Origin of the sequence: Methylosinus sp. H3A (assembly GCF_015709455.1) — a bacterium.
Classification (GTDB): domain Bacteria; phylum Pseudomonadota; class Alphaproteobacteria; order Rhizobiales; family Beijerinckiaceae; genus Methylosinus.
This window is the reverse complement of sequence record NZ_JADNQW010000005.1, coordinates 1,421,753-1,437,075: the sequence shown is the minus strand read 5'-3', so window position 1 is coordinate 1,437,075 and position 15,323 is coordinate 1,421,753. Positions and strand designations below refer to the sequence as shown.

Sequence of the window (15,323 nt, the reverse complement as noted above, 5' to 3'; positions counted from 1 at the left end):
TACTTCCTTTCCCTCTGTAAGAGTCTATCCGGTGGCGCCGAGGCCGGCGGCGATGCAGCTGATCGACAGCAGCAGAGCCGACTTGTATTCCTCCTTCGACGCTTCCTCTTCGGTGGTGCGGAACAGGCGCAGCAATTCGACCTGCTCGCGGTTGACTTCGTTGATGGTGGCGAGGCGATGCGCGAGCCGCGCCTGATATTCCGTGAATCGCGCGCCGATCTCGCCGCCGCCGGTGATGCGCAGCACGCTCTCGCAAGTGAGATGATATTCGGCCTCGATCGCCGAGAAGATCTTCTTGCGCACGGCCTCGTCGGCGACGAGCGAAGCATATTGCCGCGCAATGGAGAGATCGACGAGAGCGAGCGTCTTCTCCACCTCGTCGAGGATGAGCCGGAAGAGGCGTGAATCCTCGAACATGCGATGCAAGAGCTGCAGGCCGCGCTCGCCGCGCACCTCGATGAAGCTGGCGAGGCCGGAGCCGACGCCATACCAGCCGGTGATGGCGTGGCGATTCTGCGCCCAGGCGAAGACCCAAGGAATGGCGCGCAGATCGGCGAGGCTGCGCGCGCCGAAACGCCGCGCCGGTCGCGAGCCGATGTTGAGCAGCGAGATTTCCTCGAGCGGGCTCGCCGCCTGGAAATAGGCGACAAGATCGGGATCGGCGATGAATTTGCCATAGGCCGCGAGCGAGGCGCCCGAAAGCGCTTCCAACGCGTCGTCGAATTCGGCGCGCGGGACCAGCGCGTCCTCGCGCTCCGACTTCAGCGCATGAGCGAAAACGCTGCTCGCCAGCAGCTCCAGCTGATAGGAGGCCGTGCCGCGATTGGCGTATTTGAAGGAGACGACCTCGCCCTGCTCCGTCACGCGGAAACGGCCGCGAATGGAGCCCGCCGGCTGCGCGGCGATGGCGTGGCCGGTCGGCGCGCCGCCGCGGCTGACCGAGCCGCCGCGGCCGTGGAAGAAGGCGATGGCGACGCCCAATTCCTCGCCGAGGCGCGTCAGCTTCGATTGCGCTTTCGCGAGCTCCCAATTGGACGACATGAAGCCGCCGTCCTTGTTGGAGTCGGAATAGCCGATCATCACCTCTTGCACATTGCCCTGCCAGCGCGTGCTGCGACGCACGACGGGCACGCGCAGCAGCTCGCGCATGATGACCGGCGCGGCGCGCAGATCCGGGATCGTCTCGAACAACGGCACGATGGGCAGAGTGCAGAGCTCGAGGCCGGCCTCGTCCAGATAGAGGCCGCCCTCCTTCGCCAGAACATAGGCGCCGAGAACATCGGCGACCGAATGCGTCATGGAGAGGATGAAGCTGCCGAAGGCCTCGCGATCGAGACGCGAGCGCATATCCGCGACCAGCGCGAACATGTCGAGCGTGTCCTGCGATTCGGGCGCGAGCCCGGACAGCGCGACGCCGGTGCGCGGCTGCGCCAGCTCGGCGATGAGCCAGGCCTGCCACTCGGGCGAGTCGACGTCCGGCGCGTCCTTGCCGGTCTTGACGCGGTGAATATCGCGCAAGGCGTTGTTGGTGCGCGTCGTATTCTCACGCAGATCGAGACGCACGGTGCTGAAGCGGAAAATTTCGACGGCGCGGCGCGCCGGCCGCACCAGATCGGCGGCGAGCGAGGGGCTGCGGCTCTCGCTCAACGCATGCTCGAGAATGCGGAGATCGTGGATCAGCTCGTCGGCGTTGGCGTAGCGGGGCTTGCCCTTGGGCTCGCCTTTCGTCGCGCCGATCGTCTCGTCGAGCTTGCGCAGCACGCAGGTGAGATATTGGCGGAAGGCTTCGCCCTGATTGCGGGTGCGAATCTTGTCGGCGTCCTCGAGCTGCGCGAGCTCCGCCTCCAGCGCCTCGCGGAATTGCGCGGGGATCGTCACGGAGCGCTCGCTGATCGACAACACGCGGGCGAGATCGAGCACGCGCTGGCGATAATAATCGAGGCTCGCCAGCGCATTGACGACCATCGTCTCACGGGTGACGGCGTTGGTGACGAAAGGATTGCCGTCGCGGTCGCCGCCGATCCAGGAGCCGAACTGGAAGAAGGGCGTCACATCGAAACGCTCGCTGGGATAATGGCTCTGCAGAGCGCTCTCGAAGGAGGCGAGCATTTCCGGCGCGAGATCGAAGATATTCTCGCCGAAGAAATGCAGGCCCCAGGCCACCTCGTGCTCGACGGTCGGCTTCTCGAGATGCAATTCGCCGGTGAGCCACAGTAGCTCGATCTGATCGCGCACGCCGGCGATGCGGCTGGCGCGCTCGCGATCGGTCCAGCGCGAGGATTCGAGATCCTTGAGCAGCAGATAGATCTTGCGGTTCTTCTCGAGAACTGTGACGCGCTTGGCCTCGGTCGGATGGGCGGTGATGACCGGGCGGATGCGCAGCGACTTCAATTGCCCGCGGATTTCATCGGCGGTCACGCCGGTCTTGGCGGCGTCGGCGAGCACATGCGCGAAGGAGCCGAGCAATTCGTCGCGGCCCTTGGCGCGCTCGATCGTGCGGCGCCGGCGCATGGCCGAGGCCTGCTCGGCGATCGACAACAGCTGAAACCATATGCCCTGCGCCTGCAATGCGCGGCCGAGCAAAGCCGGCGGTAGGCCAGCGGATGAGCCGAAGCCGCGCAGCACCGGCTCGATCTCCGGCTGATGGCGCTTCACCACATCGACGAGCTGGTCGAACAGAAAGGCCGCCGCCTCCTTGACCGATCGCGTCGCCAGCGCCGAAGGGGCGGCGGGCGAGGTCGAGTCGGACATGGAGACCTTCTGGTCGGCGGTCATGCAGTATTCCTGGCTCTCGTGAGGCGGGTGGTCTCCTCTCCCCGCTCGCGGGGAGAGGCCGGGGAATTGTCCCGAATTTCGATGACGAGACGAATGCGCCGATCGCTTCGGCGCCGACCCGGACGCCCCGAGCCCTTCACCCTCGCTTCGCTCGACCTCTCCCCGCATGCGAGGAGAGGTTGTTCATTCGTCACGCGCGCTTCAGCACGGAGGCGACGGCCGAGCCGAACTCCGCCGGGCTCGGCGCGACGGTGAGGCCATAGGACTTCATGATCTCGGTCTTCTCCGCGGCGCTGTCGCCGGTCGCCGAGATGATCGCGCCGGCATGGCCCATGCGGCGACCCTTGGGCGCCGTGAGGCCGGCGACGAAGCCGACCACCGGCTTGGAGAAATTCTCCTTGATCCAAGCCGCGGCCTCCGCCTCCTGCGGACCGCCGATCTCGCCGATGATCAGCACGGCTTCCGTCTCCGGATCCTGATCGAACAACACGAGATGATCGAGGAAGGACGAGCCGTTGATCGGGTCGCCGCCGATGCCGACCGAGGTCGAGATGCCGAGCCCGAGCTCTTTCAGCTGCGAGGCCGCCTCATAGCCGAGCGTGCCCGAGCGCGAGATGAGGCCGACATTGCCCTGCTTGTAGATATGGCCGGGCATGATGCCGAGCATGGCCTTGCCGGGGCTGATGATGCCGGCGCAATTCGGACCCACCATGGTAGGCCGCTTCTCGCGCGGATAGCGCAGGAAATAGCGCTTCACGCGCATCATGTCCTGCGCCGGAATGCCGTCGGTGATGGAGCAGATGAGGCGAATGCCGGCGTCCGCCGCCTCCATGATCGCGTCCGCCGCGAAGGGCGGCGCCACAAAGGTGATGCTGGTCGTCGCGCCGGTCTGCTTCACTGCCTCGCGCACCGTGTCGAAGATCGGCACGCCATGAACGGTCTTGCCGCCCTTACCGGGAGTGACGCCGGCGACGACATTCGTGCCGTAGTCGATCATCTCCTTGGCGTGGAAGCTGCCCTTGTCGCCGGTGATGCCCTGGACGAGGATGGGCGTTTTTTCGTCGATCAGAATGCTCATTGTTTCCTCCCGGCCTTGCCGCTCACTTCACGGAGCGCCAAGCGGCGACGGCCTTTTGGGCGGCGTCGGCCAGCGAATCGGCGGTGATGACATTGATGCCGCTTTCATCGAGCAGCTTGCGGCCGGCCTCGACATTGGTGCCGGCGAGACGCACGACCAGCGGCGCGGTGATATTCGTCGCCTTGACCGCGTCGATGACGCCCTGCGCGACCCAATCACAGCGATTGATGCCGGCGAAGATATTGACCAGCACCACCTTCACATTGGCGTCGGAAAGCACGAGACGGAAGGCCGTCGCGACGCGCTCGGCCGAGGCGCCGCCGCCGACATCGAGGAAGTTCGCCGGATTGCCGCCGGCGTGCTTGATCATGTCCATCGTCGCCATCGCGAGGCCGGCGCCATTGACGATGCAGCCGATCTCGCCATCGAGGCCGATGTAGTTCAGCGCATGCTCGAGCGCCTGCGCCTCGCGCGGATCGGACTGCGACGGATCGTTCATGTCGACGATGTTGCGGCGACGGAACAGCGCATTGTCGTCGAAGGACATTTTCGCGTCGAGCGCGAGCACCTTGTCGTCCTTGGTGACGACCAGCGGATTGATCTCCAGCATGGTCGCGTCATTGTCGCGGAAGGCGCGATAGGCGCCGAGGATCGACTGCACCGCGCGAGAAACCTGCTTCAGGTTCAGGCCGAGCTGAAAGGCCAACTCGCGCGCCTGGAAGGGCAGCAGGCCGACGGCCGGCTCGACGATAACCTGGAGAATGGCGTCGGGATCGGTCTTGGCGATCTCCTCGATCTCCATTCCGCCATGCTTGGAGGCGATGACGCGCACGCGCTCGAGCTTACGGTCGAGAACGAAGCCGAGATACAATTCGCGCTCGTAAGGGTCGGCGAGCTCGACATAGACGCGCTGCACCGGCTTGCCTTCCGGCCCGGTCTGCTTGGTGACGAGACGCTTGCCGAGCAATTCGCGCGCGGCCTGCTGAACCTCGTGATAGGTGCGGCACAGCTTGATGCCGCCCGCCTTGCCGCGCGCGCCGGCGTGAATTTGCGCCTTCACCACCCAATGCGAGCCGCCGAGCTCGGTGGCGGCGTAAACGGCCTGGTCGGGGCTGAAGGCGACAGTGCCGGGGGGCACGGCGACGCCGCAGCTCGCCAATAATTCCTTGGCTTGATACTCATGGACGTCCATGTTCCCTCTCCCGCTTTCCGTTATTGTCGCCGCGCGAGCGGCGAAATCGTCACGAGCCGATTTTGTTTCGCACGGTCGTGTAGACGACCTCGGTCTTCTCGGCCGCCGCCGCGAGCAGAGCCTCCACCTCGGCGATCTGCGTCTCGGCGAATTCGCGATCCTTGATCGCCTTGGCGTTGATGTAGACGTTGAGCGCGGCGCTCCGCAATCCGGCATTGGCCGCGAGAACGGCGACGCCGGCGTCGCTGATGACGTTGAGATTGCCCTTGTCGGCGGCGATCTCCGAGAGACCGATCACCTCGAAGCAGGCCTTCACCGCGCGCAAGGGCGCGAGCGTCGCATCCTTCAGCGCAGCCTGGATCGCGGCGCTGCGCGCGGCCTTCTCTTCGTCGGTGGCGCGCGGCAGGCCATAAGCGCCCATCACGCTATTGAAGGCGACGACGTCTTCCTCGATCGCCGCGGTCAGCTCGGCGCGCAGGCGCTCGGCCTCGGCGCGGGCGGCTTTCAGATCGTCCTCGACGGCTTCGTAATTTTTCTTGCCTATGGTCAGATTGGCGACCATCGACACCAGCGCCGCGCCGATCGCGCCCGACACCGCCGCCGCGCCGCCGCCGCCAGGCGTCGGGCGCTCGCTGGCGAGATCGTCGAGAAATTTGCCGATCGTCTCGTTCTTGGTCATCTCGTCGATCCCTTAAAAAAATCAGGCGTTCGCCTTGGCCTGCGCGTAGATTTCCTCGGCGTCGAGCACTTTGTCGGCGCTCTCGAACAGCTGCGCGATGCAGGCGCGATGCAGCTTCAGCTTCAAGCCGCCGACGCCGAGCGCGCCGATGACGATCTTGCCGTGACGCTCCTTGGCCTTGTCGATCGCCTCGACGCCGCCGACGCCGAGCGGCGGCTGCGCATTCACATCGGCGATGAGCTCGATCGTCGGATCATTCTGCCAATCCTTCTCGTCGAGCAGCGGCACGCCGATCGCGCCGGCCGCAAAGACGATATGCGAGCCTTTGACGGCGGAAGCGCGCGCATCATTGTCGAAGGCTTCGATCGCCGTCGGCGTGAAGCCGAAGCGCTCCTGAAGCGCGGCTGCCGCGGCGTCGGCCCGCGCCTTCACGCGCGAGGTGATGGCGACTTCGGCGCCCTCCGAATGCAGGAAGGCGGCGGCGCGCAGTCCGACGGGGCCGGTGCCGGCGAGCACGACGGCCTTCTTGCCGGCGAGTGGCTTGGCCTTGGCGAGCAGCGCCACGCCCGCGGCGGCGGTGGTGTTGGAGCCATTGGAGTCGAGCATCACGGAGACGCGGAAATTGCTGAAGAATCGCTTGCGCACCGCTTTGAACAGCGCCTCGCCTGCGACCATATTGCCGCCGCCGACGAACAGCGCCGTGAACTGCTTCTCCTTCGGGCCGCGCGTATAGATGGCGCCGTCGACGAGCGCGCCGACATTTTCCGGCGTTACATTGGCGTAGCCGATGACGTGATCCGCGCCGCCGTCATAGGCGACCACAGTGTCGAACACGCTCGGAACGGCGTCGGTGTCGAGAAGGAACAGAAGCTTCTGAGTCATAGCAGATCCTGCGAAAGGCTGGCCGTCATTGCCGGGCTCGTCCCGGCCATGACGCGTGGGTCGGGCGCCGAGACGTTCTGCAACTGCGCTTACGCCGTCACGAGATTGCGCGGCGCGCCGGCGACGAAAGCGTCGATATTGTCCACGAGCTGATCGGCCAGCACCTGCATCGCCTCTTTGGAGGCCCAAGCGACATGCGGCGTCACGATGAGATTGGGAATCGTCGGATCGAGCAGAATATTGCCCTGCTTGGGCGGCTCGACGGTCAGCACGTCGAAGCCCGCGCCGGCGATGACGCCATTGCGCAGCGCGTCCGCGAGCGCCTGCTCGTCGACGATGCCGCCGCGCGCGGTGTTGATGATGATCGACGTCTTCTTCATCGAGGCGAGCTCTTTGGCGCCGATGAGATTCTTCGTCTGCGGCGTCAGCGGCAGATTGAGCGTGACGACATCGGCCTCACGCAGAATGGTCGGAATGTCGACGATGCCGGGACCGGGGACCACATCATTGATGAGCAGCTTCATGCCCAGCGCCTCGGCGCGCGTCGCGATCGACTTGCCGAGCGCGCCATAGCCGATGATGCCGAGCGTCGAGCCGGCGATGTCATAGATCGGATAGTCGAAATAGCAGAACTGGTTCGACTCCTGCCAACGGCCGCGGCGCACGGAATCCACATAGTTCACGAGATTGCGGCGCAGCGCGAAGATCAGCGCGATCACATGCTCGGGAAGCGTGTTGAAGGCGTAATTGCGGATGTTGGAGACGGTGATTCCATTGGCCGTCGTATAGGCCTTGTCGATCACGTCTGTGCCCGTGGCGGCGACGGCGATCAGCTTGAGATCGGGAAGCTGCTTCAGCGTCTCCTCGCGCAGCGGCACCTTATTGGTGATGGCGATGGTCGCGCCCTTCAGACGCTCGACTACATCGGCCGGGGAGCTCTGGGCGTATTCCGTATAATCGTGCGGGAAATTCGGCTTGCGCAAATTGGCGTCGAGCGTCTCGCGATCGAGAAAGACGATTTTGTGCGACATGCTTGTGTTTCCCCCAAAGTCGCCGCCAATTTCGGCTTGCGCGGATAGTTCGAAAACCGGGTGGGCGGCCTCGCCCGTCGCAGGGCGAGGCCGCGATTTTTCAGGCCTGCAGAATCGGATTGGCGCGATAGACGGCCTGGGCCGCCGCGACGCCGCTGCCGGCCGTGACCGGAATGCCGACGTCGAGCATCGCCATTTCCGCGCCCGCGATGGCGCCGAGCAGCATCAGCTCGTTGAGGTCGCCGAGATGGCCGATGCGGAACACCTTGCCCGCGACCTTGTTGAGGCCGGCGCCGAGCGCGAGATTGTAGCGCTTATAGGCGATCTCGATGACCTTGGCGGCGTCGAAGCCTTCCGGCACCACGATGGCGGTCACAGTGTCGGAGTTCCACTTGGCCTCCTTGGCGCAGGGCTTGAGGCCCCAGGCCGCGACCGCGGCGCGCACGCCCTCGGCGAGATGGTGATGACGCGCATAGACCTGATCGAGGCCTTCCTCGAACAGCACATTGAGCGACTCGCGCAGGCCGTAGAGCAGCGGCAGCGCCGGCGTGTAGGGGAAGTAGCCGGTGGCGTTCGCCTTCACATGATCCTGGAAGTCGAAGTAAGCGCGATGCAGCTTGGCGGTCTCGCCGGCCTTCAGCGCCTTCTGGCTGACGCTGAGGAGCGCGAGGCCGGCCGGCAGCATGAAGCCCTTCTGCGAACCGGACACGGCGACGTCGACGCCCCACTCGTCCTGCTTGAAGTCCAGCGAGCCGACCGAGCTCACGCCGTCGACGAACAGCAGCGCCGGATGCTTGGCGTTGTCGATCGCCTTGCGCACCGCGCCGATGTCCGAGGTGACGCCCGTCGCCGTCTCGTTATGCGTGGCGAAGACGGCCTTGATCTCGTGATTCTTGTCGGCCTTCAGCGTCTCTTCGATGCGGTCGGGATTGTTGCCGACGCCCCACTCCTCGTCCTGCTCGATCACATCGAGGCCGATGCGCTTGGCGAGGTCGATCCACAGATGGGTGAACTGGCCGAAACGCTGCGCGATGACCTTGTCGCCGGGCGACAGAGTGTTGGTGATCGCCGCTTCCCAGCCGCCGGTGCCGGAGGCCGGGAAGATGAAGGCCTGGCCGGTCTCGGTCTTGAACACCTTCTTGAGCTGGGTGAACAGCGGCAGCGTCAGCTCGGGGAATTTCGGAGAACGGTGATCCTCGGAGACGACGTTCATCGCGCGCAGGATACGGTCCGGAATATTGGTCGGGCCGGGGACGAACAGAAAATTGCGGCCCGGAATTCTGGAATTCGACATGTCTTGGGCTCCCTTCGAGCTCATCGGTTCGAGTTTGTTTTCGCCGGACGCGGGGAACGAGGCCCGGCGCCCGTTGCTTCTTCCCGCGGCGGCCGCGTTCAGAGCGAGCTCTGATCGCTCGAACGATCCCGTTCGAGCGGAGAGCGCTCTAGAACAGGCCGGCGATCCGCCCGTCCGCGCCGACCTCGATATTGTTGGCGGCGGGAATCTTCGGCAGGCCCGGCATGGTCATGATGTCGCCGCAGATGACGACGACGAATTCGGCGCCCGCCGAGAGCCTCAGCTCGCGCACCGGGATCACATGACCCGAGGGCGCTCCCTTGGCGTTGGCGTCGGTCGAGAAGCTGTATTGCGTCTTGGCGATGCAGACGGGCAGATGGCCGAAGCCCTCTTTCTCCAGCTCGGCGAAGCGGGTCTTGACCGAGGGATCGAGCGCGATATCGGACGCGCCATAGAGCTCGCGCGCGATGGTGCGAACTTTCTCGACCAGCGGCAGATCGTCGGCGTAGAGCGGCTTGAACTGCGACGGCTTGGCCTCGATCGTCGAGACGACCTTATGCGCGAGCTCCGCCGCGCCCTCGCCGCCCGAGCCCCAATGATCGGCGAGCACGCAATCGACGCCCTCGGCCTGAGAAAGCTTCTGCAGCAGCTCGATCTCCGCCTGCGTGTCGGTGCTGAAGCGGTTGACCGAGACGATCACCGGCACGCCGAACTTCTGCACATTGGCGATGTGGCGCTTCAAATTGGCGAAGCCCTTCTCCAGCGCCGCGACATTCTCGACCTTCAGATCGTCCTTGGCGACGCCGCCATGCATCTTCAGCGCGCGAATTGTCGCGACGATGACAGTGACGTCCGGCTTGATTCCGGCCTTGCGGCATTTGATGTCGAAGAACTTCTCCGCGCCGAGATCGGCGCCGAAGCCGGCCTCCGTCACCACATAATCGGCGAGCTTCAGCGCCGCCTTGGTGGCGATGACCGAATTGCAGCCATGGGCGATATTGGCGAAAGGCCCGCCATGGATGAAGGCCGGGTTGTTCTCGAGCGTCTGCACCAGATTGGGCGCGATGGCGTCCTTCAGCAGCGCGGCCATGGAGCCCTGCGCCTTCAGCTCGGAGGCGCGAATGTTCTTCTTGTCGCGCGTCTGCGCGACGATGATGTCGCCGAGGCGGCGCTGCAGATCTTCGAGGCTGGTGGCGAGGCAGAAGATCGCCATCACCTCGGAGGCGACGGTGATGTCGAAGCCGTCCTCACGCGGAAAACCATTGGCGACGCCGCCGAGCGAGGAGACGATCGAGCGCAGCGAACGGTCGTTCATGTCCACGGCGCGGCGCCAGGAGATGCGGCGCGGATCGATGCCGAGCGAATTGCCCCAATAGACATGATTGTCGATGAGCGCGGAGAGCAGATTATTGGCCGCGCCGATGGCGTGGAAGTCGCCGGTGAAATGGAGGTTGATGTCCTCCATCGGCACGACTTGTGCATAGCCGCCACCAGCGGCGCCGCCCTTCACGCCGAAGCAGGGGCCGAGGCTCGGCTCGCGAAGGCACATGATGGCCTTCTTGCCGATGTGGTTGAGCGCGTCGCCGAGGCCGACGGTCGTCGTCGTCTTGCCTTCGCCGGCGGGCGTCGGCGAGATGGCGGTGACGAGGACGAGCTTGCCCTCCGGGCGGTCCTGCAGCGAGTTCAGATAGTCGAGGGAGATTTTCGCCTTGTAATGTCCGTAAGGCAACACATGTTCGGCGGGGATGCCGAGCTTCTCGCGGGCGACGTCGACGATCGGACGCATCGCCGCCGCTTGGGAGATCTCGATATCGGATTTGGGAGAAAGATGCTGGTTGCCTTTCCCGCTCGACGGGATGGACGTATCGGACATTACAATTTCTCTCCCCTCGCAGAAAGCGTTTCGTCCGCCCTCGAAGATTTATCCGGGCCGAATGGCCTCGTCCCGCGCAGTGGAATCTCTGCGCGCGCAGCCAATGACCGTCGGGCCAAGACCGAGGAGCGCCCGGTCTTCGCCGTCATTGTCTCGCGAAACTAGAACCTTCCGATAGTTTCATCAAGAACCACGGCTGGCGGACATCCGGCCCTGCGCGACGTCGTCTCCTCGCCCCGCAAAAGGCCGATCGGAAATCCGCGGCCCCGTGGCTATGGAGAGATCGAATTTCCCCGTCAAGGGAAATTATCGAGCGATATCGGCCGCAGTTTCCGCAGAAATCGGGCGATTGCGACGCTCTCCTCTTCGTTCGGAGACGTCTCTAGTCTTGTCTGCATATTCGAACAGCCGGGGTCTTTCGCCTACCCTTGGCCTATCTGCTCCGATAGGGCCAAGTCACATGCCGAAAACCGCAAATGACGCCATACGAGTGAAATTTATCGATTTAAATCAATATAATGATGCGACTGTGCTTTTGAATTAGGAATTCTAGGCCGCCTGAAAGGCCTGATCAATCTAGCGGTGTGCGCCGTCCTCTCCCTACCCGTACCCCTTCGAGCGGGGGAGGGGAGGGTCGCTCGACGTATGGGCCGGCGCCCACCCTTTCGTCACTCCGGAAAAAAAGTCAGCGCCACGCCATTGATGCAATAGCGAAGGCCGGTGGGCGGCGGCCCATCGGGAAACACATGGCCGAGATGCGAGCCGCAGCGACTGCAATGCACCTCGGTGCGAGTCATGCCATAGGAATGGTCGACCGAGACGGCGATAGCGCCGTCGAGGGGATCGAAGAAGCTCGGCCAGCCCGTGCCGCTGGAGAATTTCTGGCGCGTCGCGAACAGCGGCTGATCGCATCCCGCACAGGCGAAGACGCCAGGGCGCTTCTCATGGTCGAGCGCGCAACTCCCGGGACGCTCGGTGCCATGCTCCCGCATGACGGCATATTGCTCGGGAGTGAGCCGCGCGCGCCATTCGTCCTCGGTGTGGGTGATGGGGAATGAAGCGTCATTGGAATGGGCCATTGCACAATCCCTCCGGGCGATCCTTTGTGTTACGAACATAGCATGGATTGCGCTGGATTCGCGTTTGCCGCCGTTACGGTCTGGCCAACATTGTGACTCCGGCTCCGTTTGAGATAGATAGCGAGACCGTCGTCGGACGACTTTCCGGCATGAGACGGTCGGCGGAACCCGCGCTCTTGCAGCGAACAAGAGGAAGAAATGGCTAATTCGAGAAATTATTCCGAGACGTTCCGTCCCTTATCAGATCAAGAATTCATTTATCTTCTTGGCTTGGGTCGATTGCCCTTGGAATGGGAGAGAAAGAAAAACGTCGAACTCGCCTTGCTGCGGGCCAAAATCGCCAACAGCGGCGAGTTCGAGGCGAGAAATCCTCGCTGCCCAGAGTTCCTGAATGACGGCTTTGACCTATTGATAACGCCGGAGCCCGATTTCATCGAGCGCGCCTACCGGCTCGTGCTCGAGCGGAATCCGACGATCGCCGAAACGGAGCTCTGGTTGAATGAAAAGCCGCTGAATCCAGTGAAGCTGGCCAGCGCGCTTTTTCACTCCGATGAATTCACGTGTCGCTACGGAGCTCATCCGGCCGAGGCGCCGGACAAAGCGTCGGAACATAGAATATTGCAGTTCAAAACCGACACGGCCAACTGGGATCTTTATTGTACCTATGTGTCAAAACGACGAAATGGGCAGGACCAGAGACGCGCCGACAAACTGTCACGGCTCAAGAAGTTTGACCTGACTGTCGGTTTGAATATTTTTGCTATGGACCTTTTGGATTTAGAGCGCGTGAGTCTCCGGCTGCGCAAATATCATGGCGTGAATGTCCGCTTTGAGATCACGTCGTTGGCAAATATTCGCGATAGCCATGAAGTATCTAATATAGATTTGTTCTTGACAAATAATAACTTTTTGCAACATGATCTAGAACGTTGCCGTGAGTTGCTTATAGACTCTCCATTTATATCTGCATGTTGGCTATGGGACAACCATCATTTATTTGGCTTCAGCGCCGACGTTGCGAACTGCTTCGACATTATCATCCCCGCCCATTCGAACGGTCAGACCTATCTCCATGGCGGTCGTGCGATCGTCGGCTCAGTGACGCCTTGCTGCGTGTTTCAGTGGTCGTCCAGCGAGGTCGCATTCTATTTCGAGCAGATCGTCACGTCGCCACGCGCCGACGAACTCTATGGCCGATTTAACGGCTATCCCGGTCGCTGCGGTTTACGGGACGGCTTTTTGCGACAGGCCTCCGAGGCGCTCCATCCGAGCCGAGTCAGTGTTATTCCGGTCGAGGAAAACAAGTTTTTCTATGCGACCAATCAAGATCGATACAACGAAATCGCCGGCTTTAAAGCCATCGTCTGCAATCCAATCTACAATGACGTTCCGGCCCGCGTCTTCGACGCTCTGGCCGTCGGCGCCATTCCGATCGTGCCTCATGGATTGCCCGATCTATCGCGCTGCTTCGATGCCGCAGCACAGGTCGCATTTCCGATCATCTCTTATATTCCGGACAATATCGAATCTCTGCGCGCAGCTACGCGCACGGCGATTGCGGCCTTCGACGAGGGTGGGGTAGAGGGTGTGAAGCTGCGACACCGGGCTGCGATGGACGGTCATTTCCTACATCATAGACTGACCGCGATGCTTTCCGAATTGATCGCACTGGCGAAAGGCAGCTGTTGAAAGCAAGACGATCGGCCGATTTCGTCGGCGCCTTCGGGAAGTGAGCGGATCAGAAGCACACATGTCCGACGCAAAGCAATCCGACGTGGTGGTGATGGCTCGGCGACTTCACCACCGGCGCACAGCGCACCAAACAGGATACGTTTCGGCTGATTTGTTAGCACGTCATCGCGAGAGCGGAGCGAGAAGCGATCCCAAACCCGTCCCATGGCTGAAGCATCGCTTCGCCATCGGCTCGCGATGACGACCGTATTTGTGAAGCAATCAGCCGAATTCCGCCAACCGCGCTTGCCAATCGACGCGCCGATCCAGGGCTGCCGAGATCCCAAATGTCGATCATTGATTCTTCAAAAACGCGACATTGTAGATTTTGCCGTCTTCGATCTCGTCGACCAGCGCGCCCGCCGGGCCGCCAGTAATGAAATACGGTCGATATCTGAAACCGGCCATAAGCACGAAATATTCACGCCAACTCGCTCCGGATACGAGCGCAAGTTGGCTGGTATGCACTTCCGACATGATAATCGGCGACGAGCGTGTCAAAATCTCCCGCGCGCCGCTCATTGCGAGGACTTCCGCCCCTTCGATGTCCATCTTGATGAAATCGACCTTCGTGTCGGCGCCGAGCAGGGCGTCTAGCGTGTCTTGGTGAATTGGTTCGCGACGTAAATAGTGTGGCAACGACGCGTCGGCCTAGGCGATGAAGCTGCCCCCCGAATTGCCCGAACCTTCTTCGAGCGGATGATAGGCGATGACCATGTCGTCGCGCGGCCGGTCACCGACAATCGCGTGCGTCAAGGCGATATTGTTGCAGAAAGCATTTTCGGCGATGCTACGCTTCAGGGTCGTGACATTCTTAGAGTCTGTCCGTGAACTTCACGTTTTTATTACGAAGCCTTCTGAGCATGAGGCGGATAGAGGCGAGGTACAGAAACGCCAGCGCCTTGCGATTGAGGTTTTCGAAGTCCTTGGCCAGCCTTCGGCAGCGACCGAGCCATGAAAAAGTTCTTTCGACGACCCATCGGCGGGGCAGAACCTCGAAGCCTTTGGCCGCATCCGAGCGCTTGACGATCTCGGTGTCGACAAACGGCAAGGCCTTCTTCTGCTCGTCGCGGAACTGCGGACCCTGATAACCGCCGTCTGCAAACAGCTTTTGCAGAAATGGGAACTTTCCGAACATCGTGCGCAGCACGAGAACCCCGCCATCACGATCCTGTATGTCGGCGGGGTGAACGAGCGCATGAAGCAGCAGACCTATCGTATCGACGAGAATGTGCCGCTTCTTGCCCTTGATCTTCTTTCCCGCATCATAGCCGTGCGGATCGATGCAGCGCCCCCTTTTTCTGCGCTCTTCACGCTCTGGCTGTCGATGACCGCGGCTGTTGGGCTGGTCTCGCGCCCTGCCGCTTCGCGACACTTCACGTAGAGAGCGTGATGGATGCGATCGAGCGTTCCGTCGTATGTCCAAAGATCGAAATAGCCATGGACCGTGCTCTTGGGCGGAAAATCCTTGAGGATCGCGCGCCATTGGCAGCCGGTCGAGAGCACATACATCAAGCCGTTCACGACCGCGCGCATCTCGACCGTGCGCTTCCCGCCGCCCCGTTTCGCCGGTGGGATCAGCGGTCCGACGAGCACCCATTCCGCGTCCGTCACGTCGCTCGGGTAGCACAATTTGCTACGATCGTAGCGCGCGCGATTTTCATTCGTCCACATCGGCGGTCTCCGCGAGAATCAGACTGCCTCTATTG

The 15,323-nt window shown here is 62.5% G+C and carries 11 protein-coding genes and 1 pseudogene; 1 reads left to right on the top strand and 11 read right to left on the bottom strand.

What is annotated here, in order from left to right:
* Positions 1-24: 24 nt before the first annotated feature.
* From IY145_RS09750 to msrB, 9 genes are all read right to left on the bottom strand, one after another.
* The gene (locus tag IY145_RS09750; RefSeq protein WP_196408030.1) at positions 25-2,775 is read right to left on the bottom strand and encodes a phosphoenolpyruvate carboxylase; all 2,751 of its coding nucleotides are present in this window, start codon (positions 2,773-2,775) and stop codon (positions 25-27) included.
* A 190-nt stretch (positions 2,776-2,965) separates the two neighbouring features.
* A complete protein-coding gene (gene sucD, locus IY145_RS09745) occupies positions 2,966-3,853 on the bottom strand; it encodes a succinate--CoA ligase subunit alpha (protein WP_196408029.1) in 888 nt (295 codons plus the stop codon).
* Between the two features lie 22 nt (positions 3,854-3,875).
* Positions 3,876-5,045 (bottom strand): malate--CoA ligase subunit beta, encoded by a 1,170-nt coding sequence (locus tag IY145_RS09740; RefSeq protein ID WP_024878008.1) that lies wholly within the window; start codon positions 5,043-5,045, stop codon positions 3,876-3,878.
* A 49-nt stretch (positions 5,046-5,094) separates the two neighbouring features.
* A complete protein-coding gene (gene fchA, locus IY145_RS09735; RefSeq protein ID WP_196408028.1) occupies positions 5,095-5,724 on the bottom strand; it encodes a methenyltetrahydrofolate cyclohydrolase in 630 nt (209 codons plus the stop codon).
* A 21-nt stretch (positions 5,725-5,745) separates the two neighbouring features.
* A complete protein-coding gene (locus tag IY145_RS09730) occupies positions 5,746-6,606 on the bottom strand; it encodes an NADP-dependent methylenetetrahydromethanopterin/methylenetetrahydrofolate dehydrogenase (RefSeq protein ID WP_196408027.1) in 861 nt (286 codons plus the stop codon).
* Positions 6,607-6,695: 89 nt separating this feature from the next.
* On the bottom strand, positions 6,696-7,637 hold the full coding sequence (locus tag IY145_RS09725; RefSeq protein ID WP_196408026.1) for a D-2-hydroxyacid dehydrogenase: 942 nt from the start codon (positions 7,635-7,637) through the stop codon (positions 6,696-6,698).
* Between the two features lie 100 nt (positions 7,638-7,737).
* Complete coding sequence (locus IY145_RS09720; RefSeq protein WP_036293367.1) at positions 7,738-8,931, bottom strand: aminotransferase class V-fold PLP-dependent enzyme; 1,194 nt, start codon at positions 8,929-8,931, stop codon at positions 7,738-7,740.
* Positions 8,932-9,079: 148 nt separating this feature from the next.
* The gene (locus IY145_RS09715) at positions 9,080-10,804 is read right to left on the bottom strand and encodes a formate--tetrahydrofolate ligase (RefSeq protein WP_196408025.1); all 1,725 of its coding nucleotides are present in this window, start codon (positions 10,802-10,804) and stop codon (positions 9,080-9,082) included.
* A gap of 668 nt (positions 10,805-11,472) precedes the next feature.
* Entirely contained in the window at positions 11,473-11,883 is a 411-nt protein-coding gene (gene msrB / locus IY145_RS09710) for a peptide-methionine (R)-S-oxide reductase MsrB (protein WP_196408024.1), read from the bottom strand.
* 198 nt (positions 11,884-12,081) lie between these two features.
* Between msrB and IY145_RS09705 the strand changes: the two genes are divergently transcribed.
* A complete protein-coding gene (locus tag IY145_RS09705; protein WP_196408023.1) occupies positions 12,082-13,572 on the top strand; it encodes a hypothetical protein in 1,491 nt (496 codons plus the stop codon).
* 336 nt (positions 13,573-13,908) lie between these two features.
* Here the strand turns inward: IY145_RS09705 and IY145_RS09700 are convergent, their stop codons facing one another.
* Together IY145_RS09700 and IY145_RS09695 are read right to left on the bottom strand one after the other, a co-directional pair.
* Positions 13,909-14,253 carry an FkbM family methyltransferase gene (locus IY145_RS09700; RefSeq protein WP_196408022.1) on the bottom strand — a complete coding sequence of 115 codons (345 nt, stop codon included), beginning with the start codon at positions 14,251-14,253 and terminating at the stop codon, positions 13,909-13,911.
* A gap of 175 nt (positions 14,254-14,428) precedes the next feature.
* Positions 14,429-15,288 (bottom strand): annotated as a pseudogene (locus tag IY145_RS09695) (IS5 family transposase).
* Positions 15,289-15,323: the final 35 nt, after the last annotated feature.

What these genes read in the sequence shown, in the direction of transcription:
- IY145_RS09750 (WP_196408030.1), bottom strand. Translation starts at nt 2,775, where the DNA reads ATGACCGCCGACCAGAAGGTCTCCATGTCCGACTCGACCTCGCCCGCC.
- sucD (WP_196408029.1), bottom strand. Translation starts at nt 3,853, where the DNA reads ATGAGCATTCTGATCGACGAAAAAACGCCCATCCTCGTCCAGGGCATC.
- IY145_RS09740 (WP_024878008.1), bottom strand. Translation starts at nt 5,045, where the DNA reads ATGGACGTCCATGAGTATCAAGCCAAGGAATTATTGGCGAGCTGCGGC.
- fchA (WP_196408028.1), bottom strand. Translation starts at nt 5,724, where the DNA reads ATGACCAAGAACGAGACGATCGGCAAATTTCTCGACGATCTCGCCAGC.
- IY145_RS09730 (WP_196408027.1), bottom strand. Translation starts at nt 6,606, where the DNA reads ATGACTCAGAAGCTTCTGTTCCTTCTCGACACCGACGCCGTTCCGAGC.
- IY145_RS09725 (WP_196408026.1), bottom strand. Translation starts at nt 7,637, where the DNA reads ATGTCGCACAAAATCGTCTTTCTCGATCGCGAGACGCTCGACGCCAAT.
- IY145_RS09720 (WP_036293367.1), bottom strand. Translation starts at nt 8,931, where the DNA reads ATGTCGAATTCCAGAATTCCGGGCCGCAATTTTCTGTTCGTCCCCGGC.
- IY145_RS09715 (WP_196408025.1), bottom strand. Translation starts at nt 10,804, where the DNA reads ATGTCCGATACGTCCATCCCGTCGAGCGGGAAAGGCAACCAGCATCTT.
- msrB (WP_196408024.1), bottom strand. Translation starts at nt 11,883, where the DNA reads ATGGCCCATTCCAATGACGCTTCATTCCCCATCACCCACACCGAGGAC.
- IY145_RS09705 (WP_196408023.1), top strand. Translation starts at nt 12,082, where the DNA reads ATGGCTAATTCGAGAAATTATTCCGAGACGTTCCGTCCCTTATCAGAT.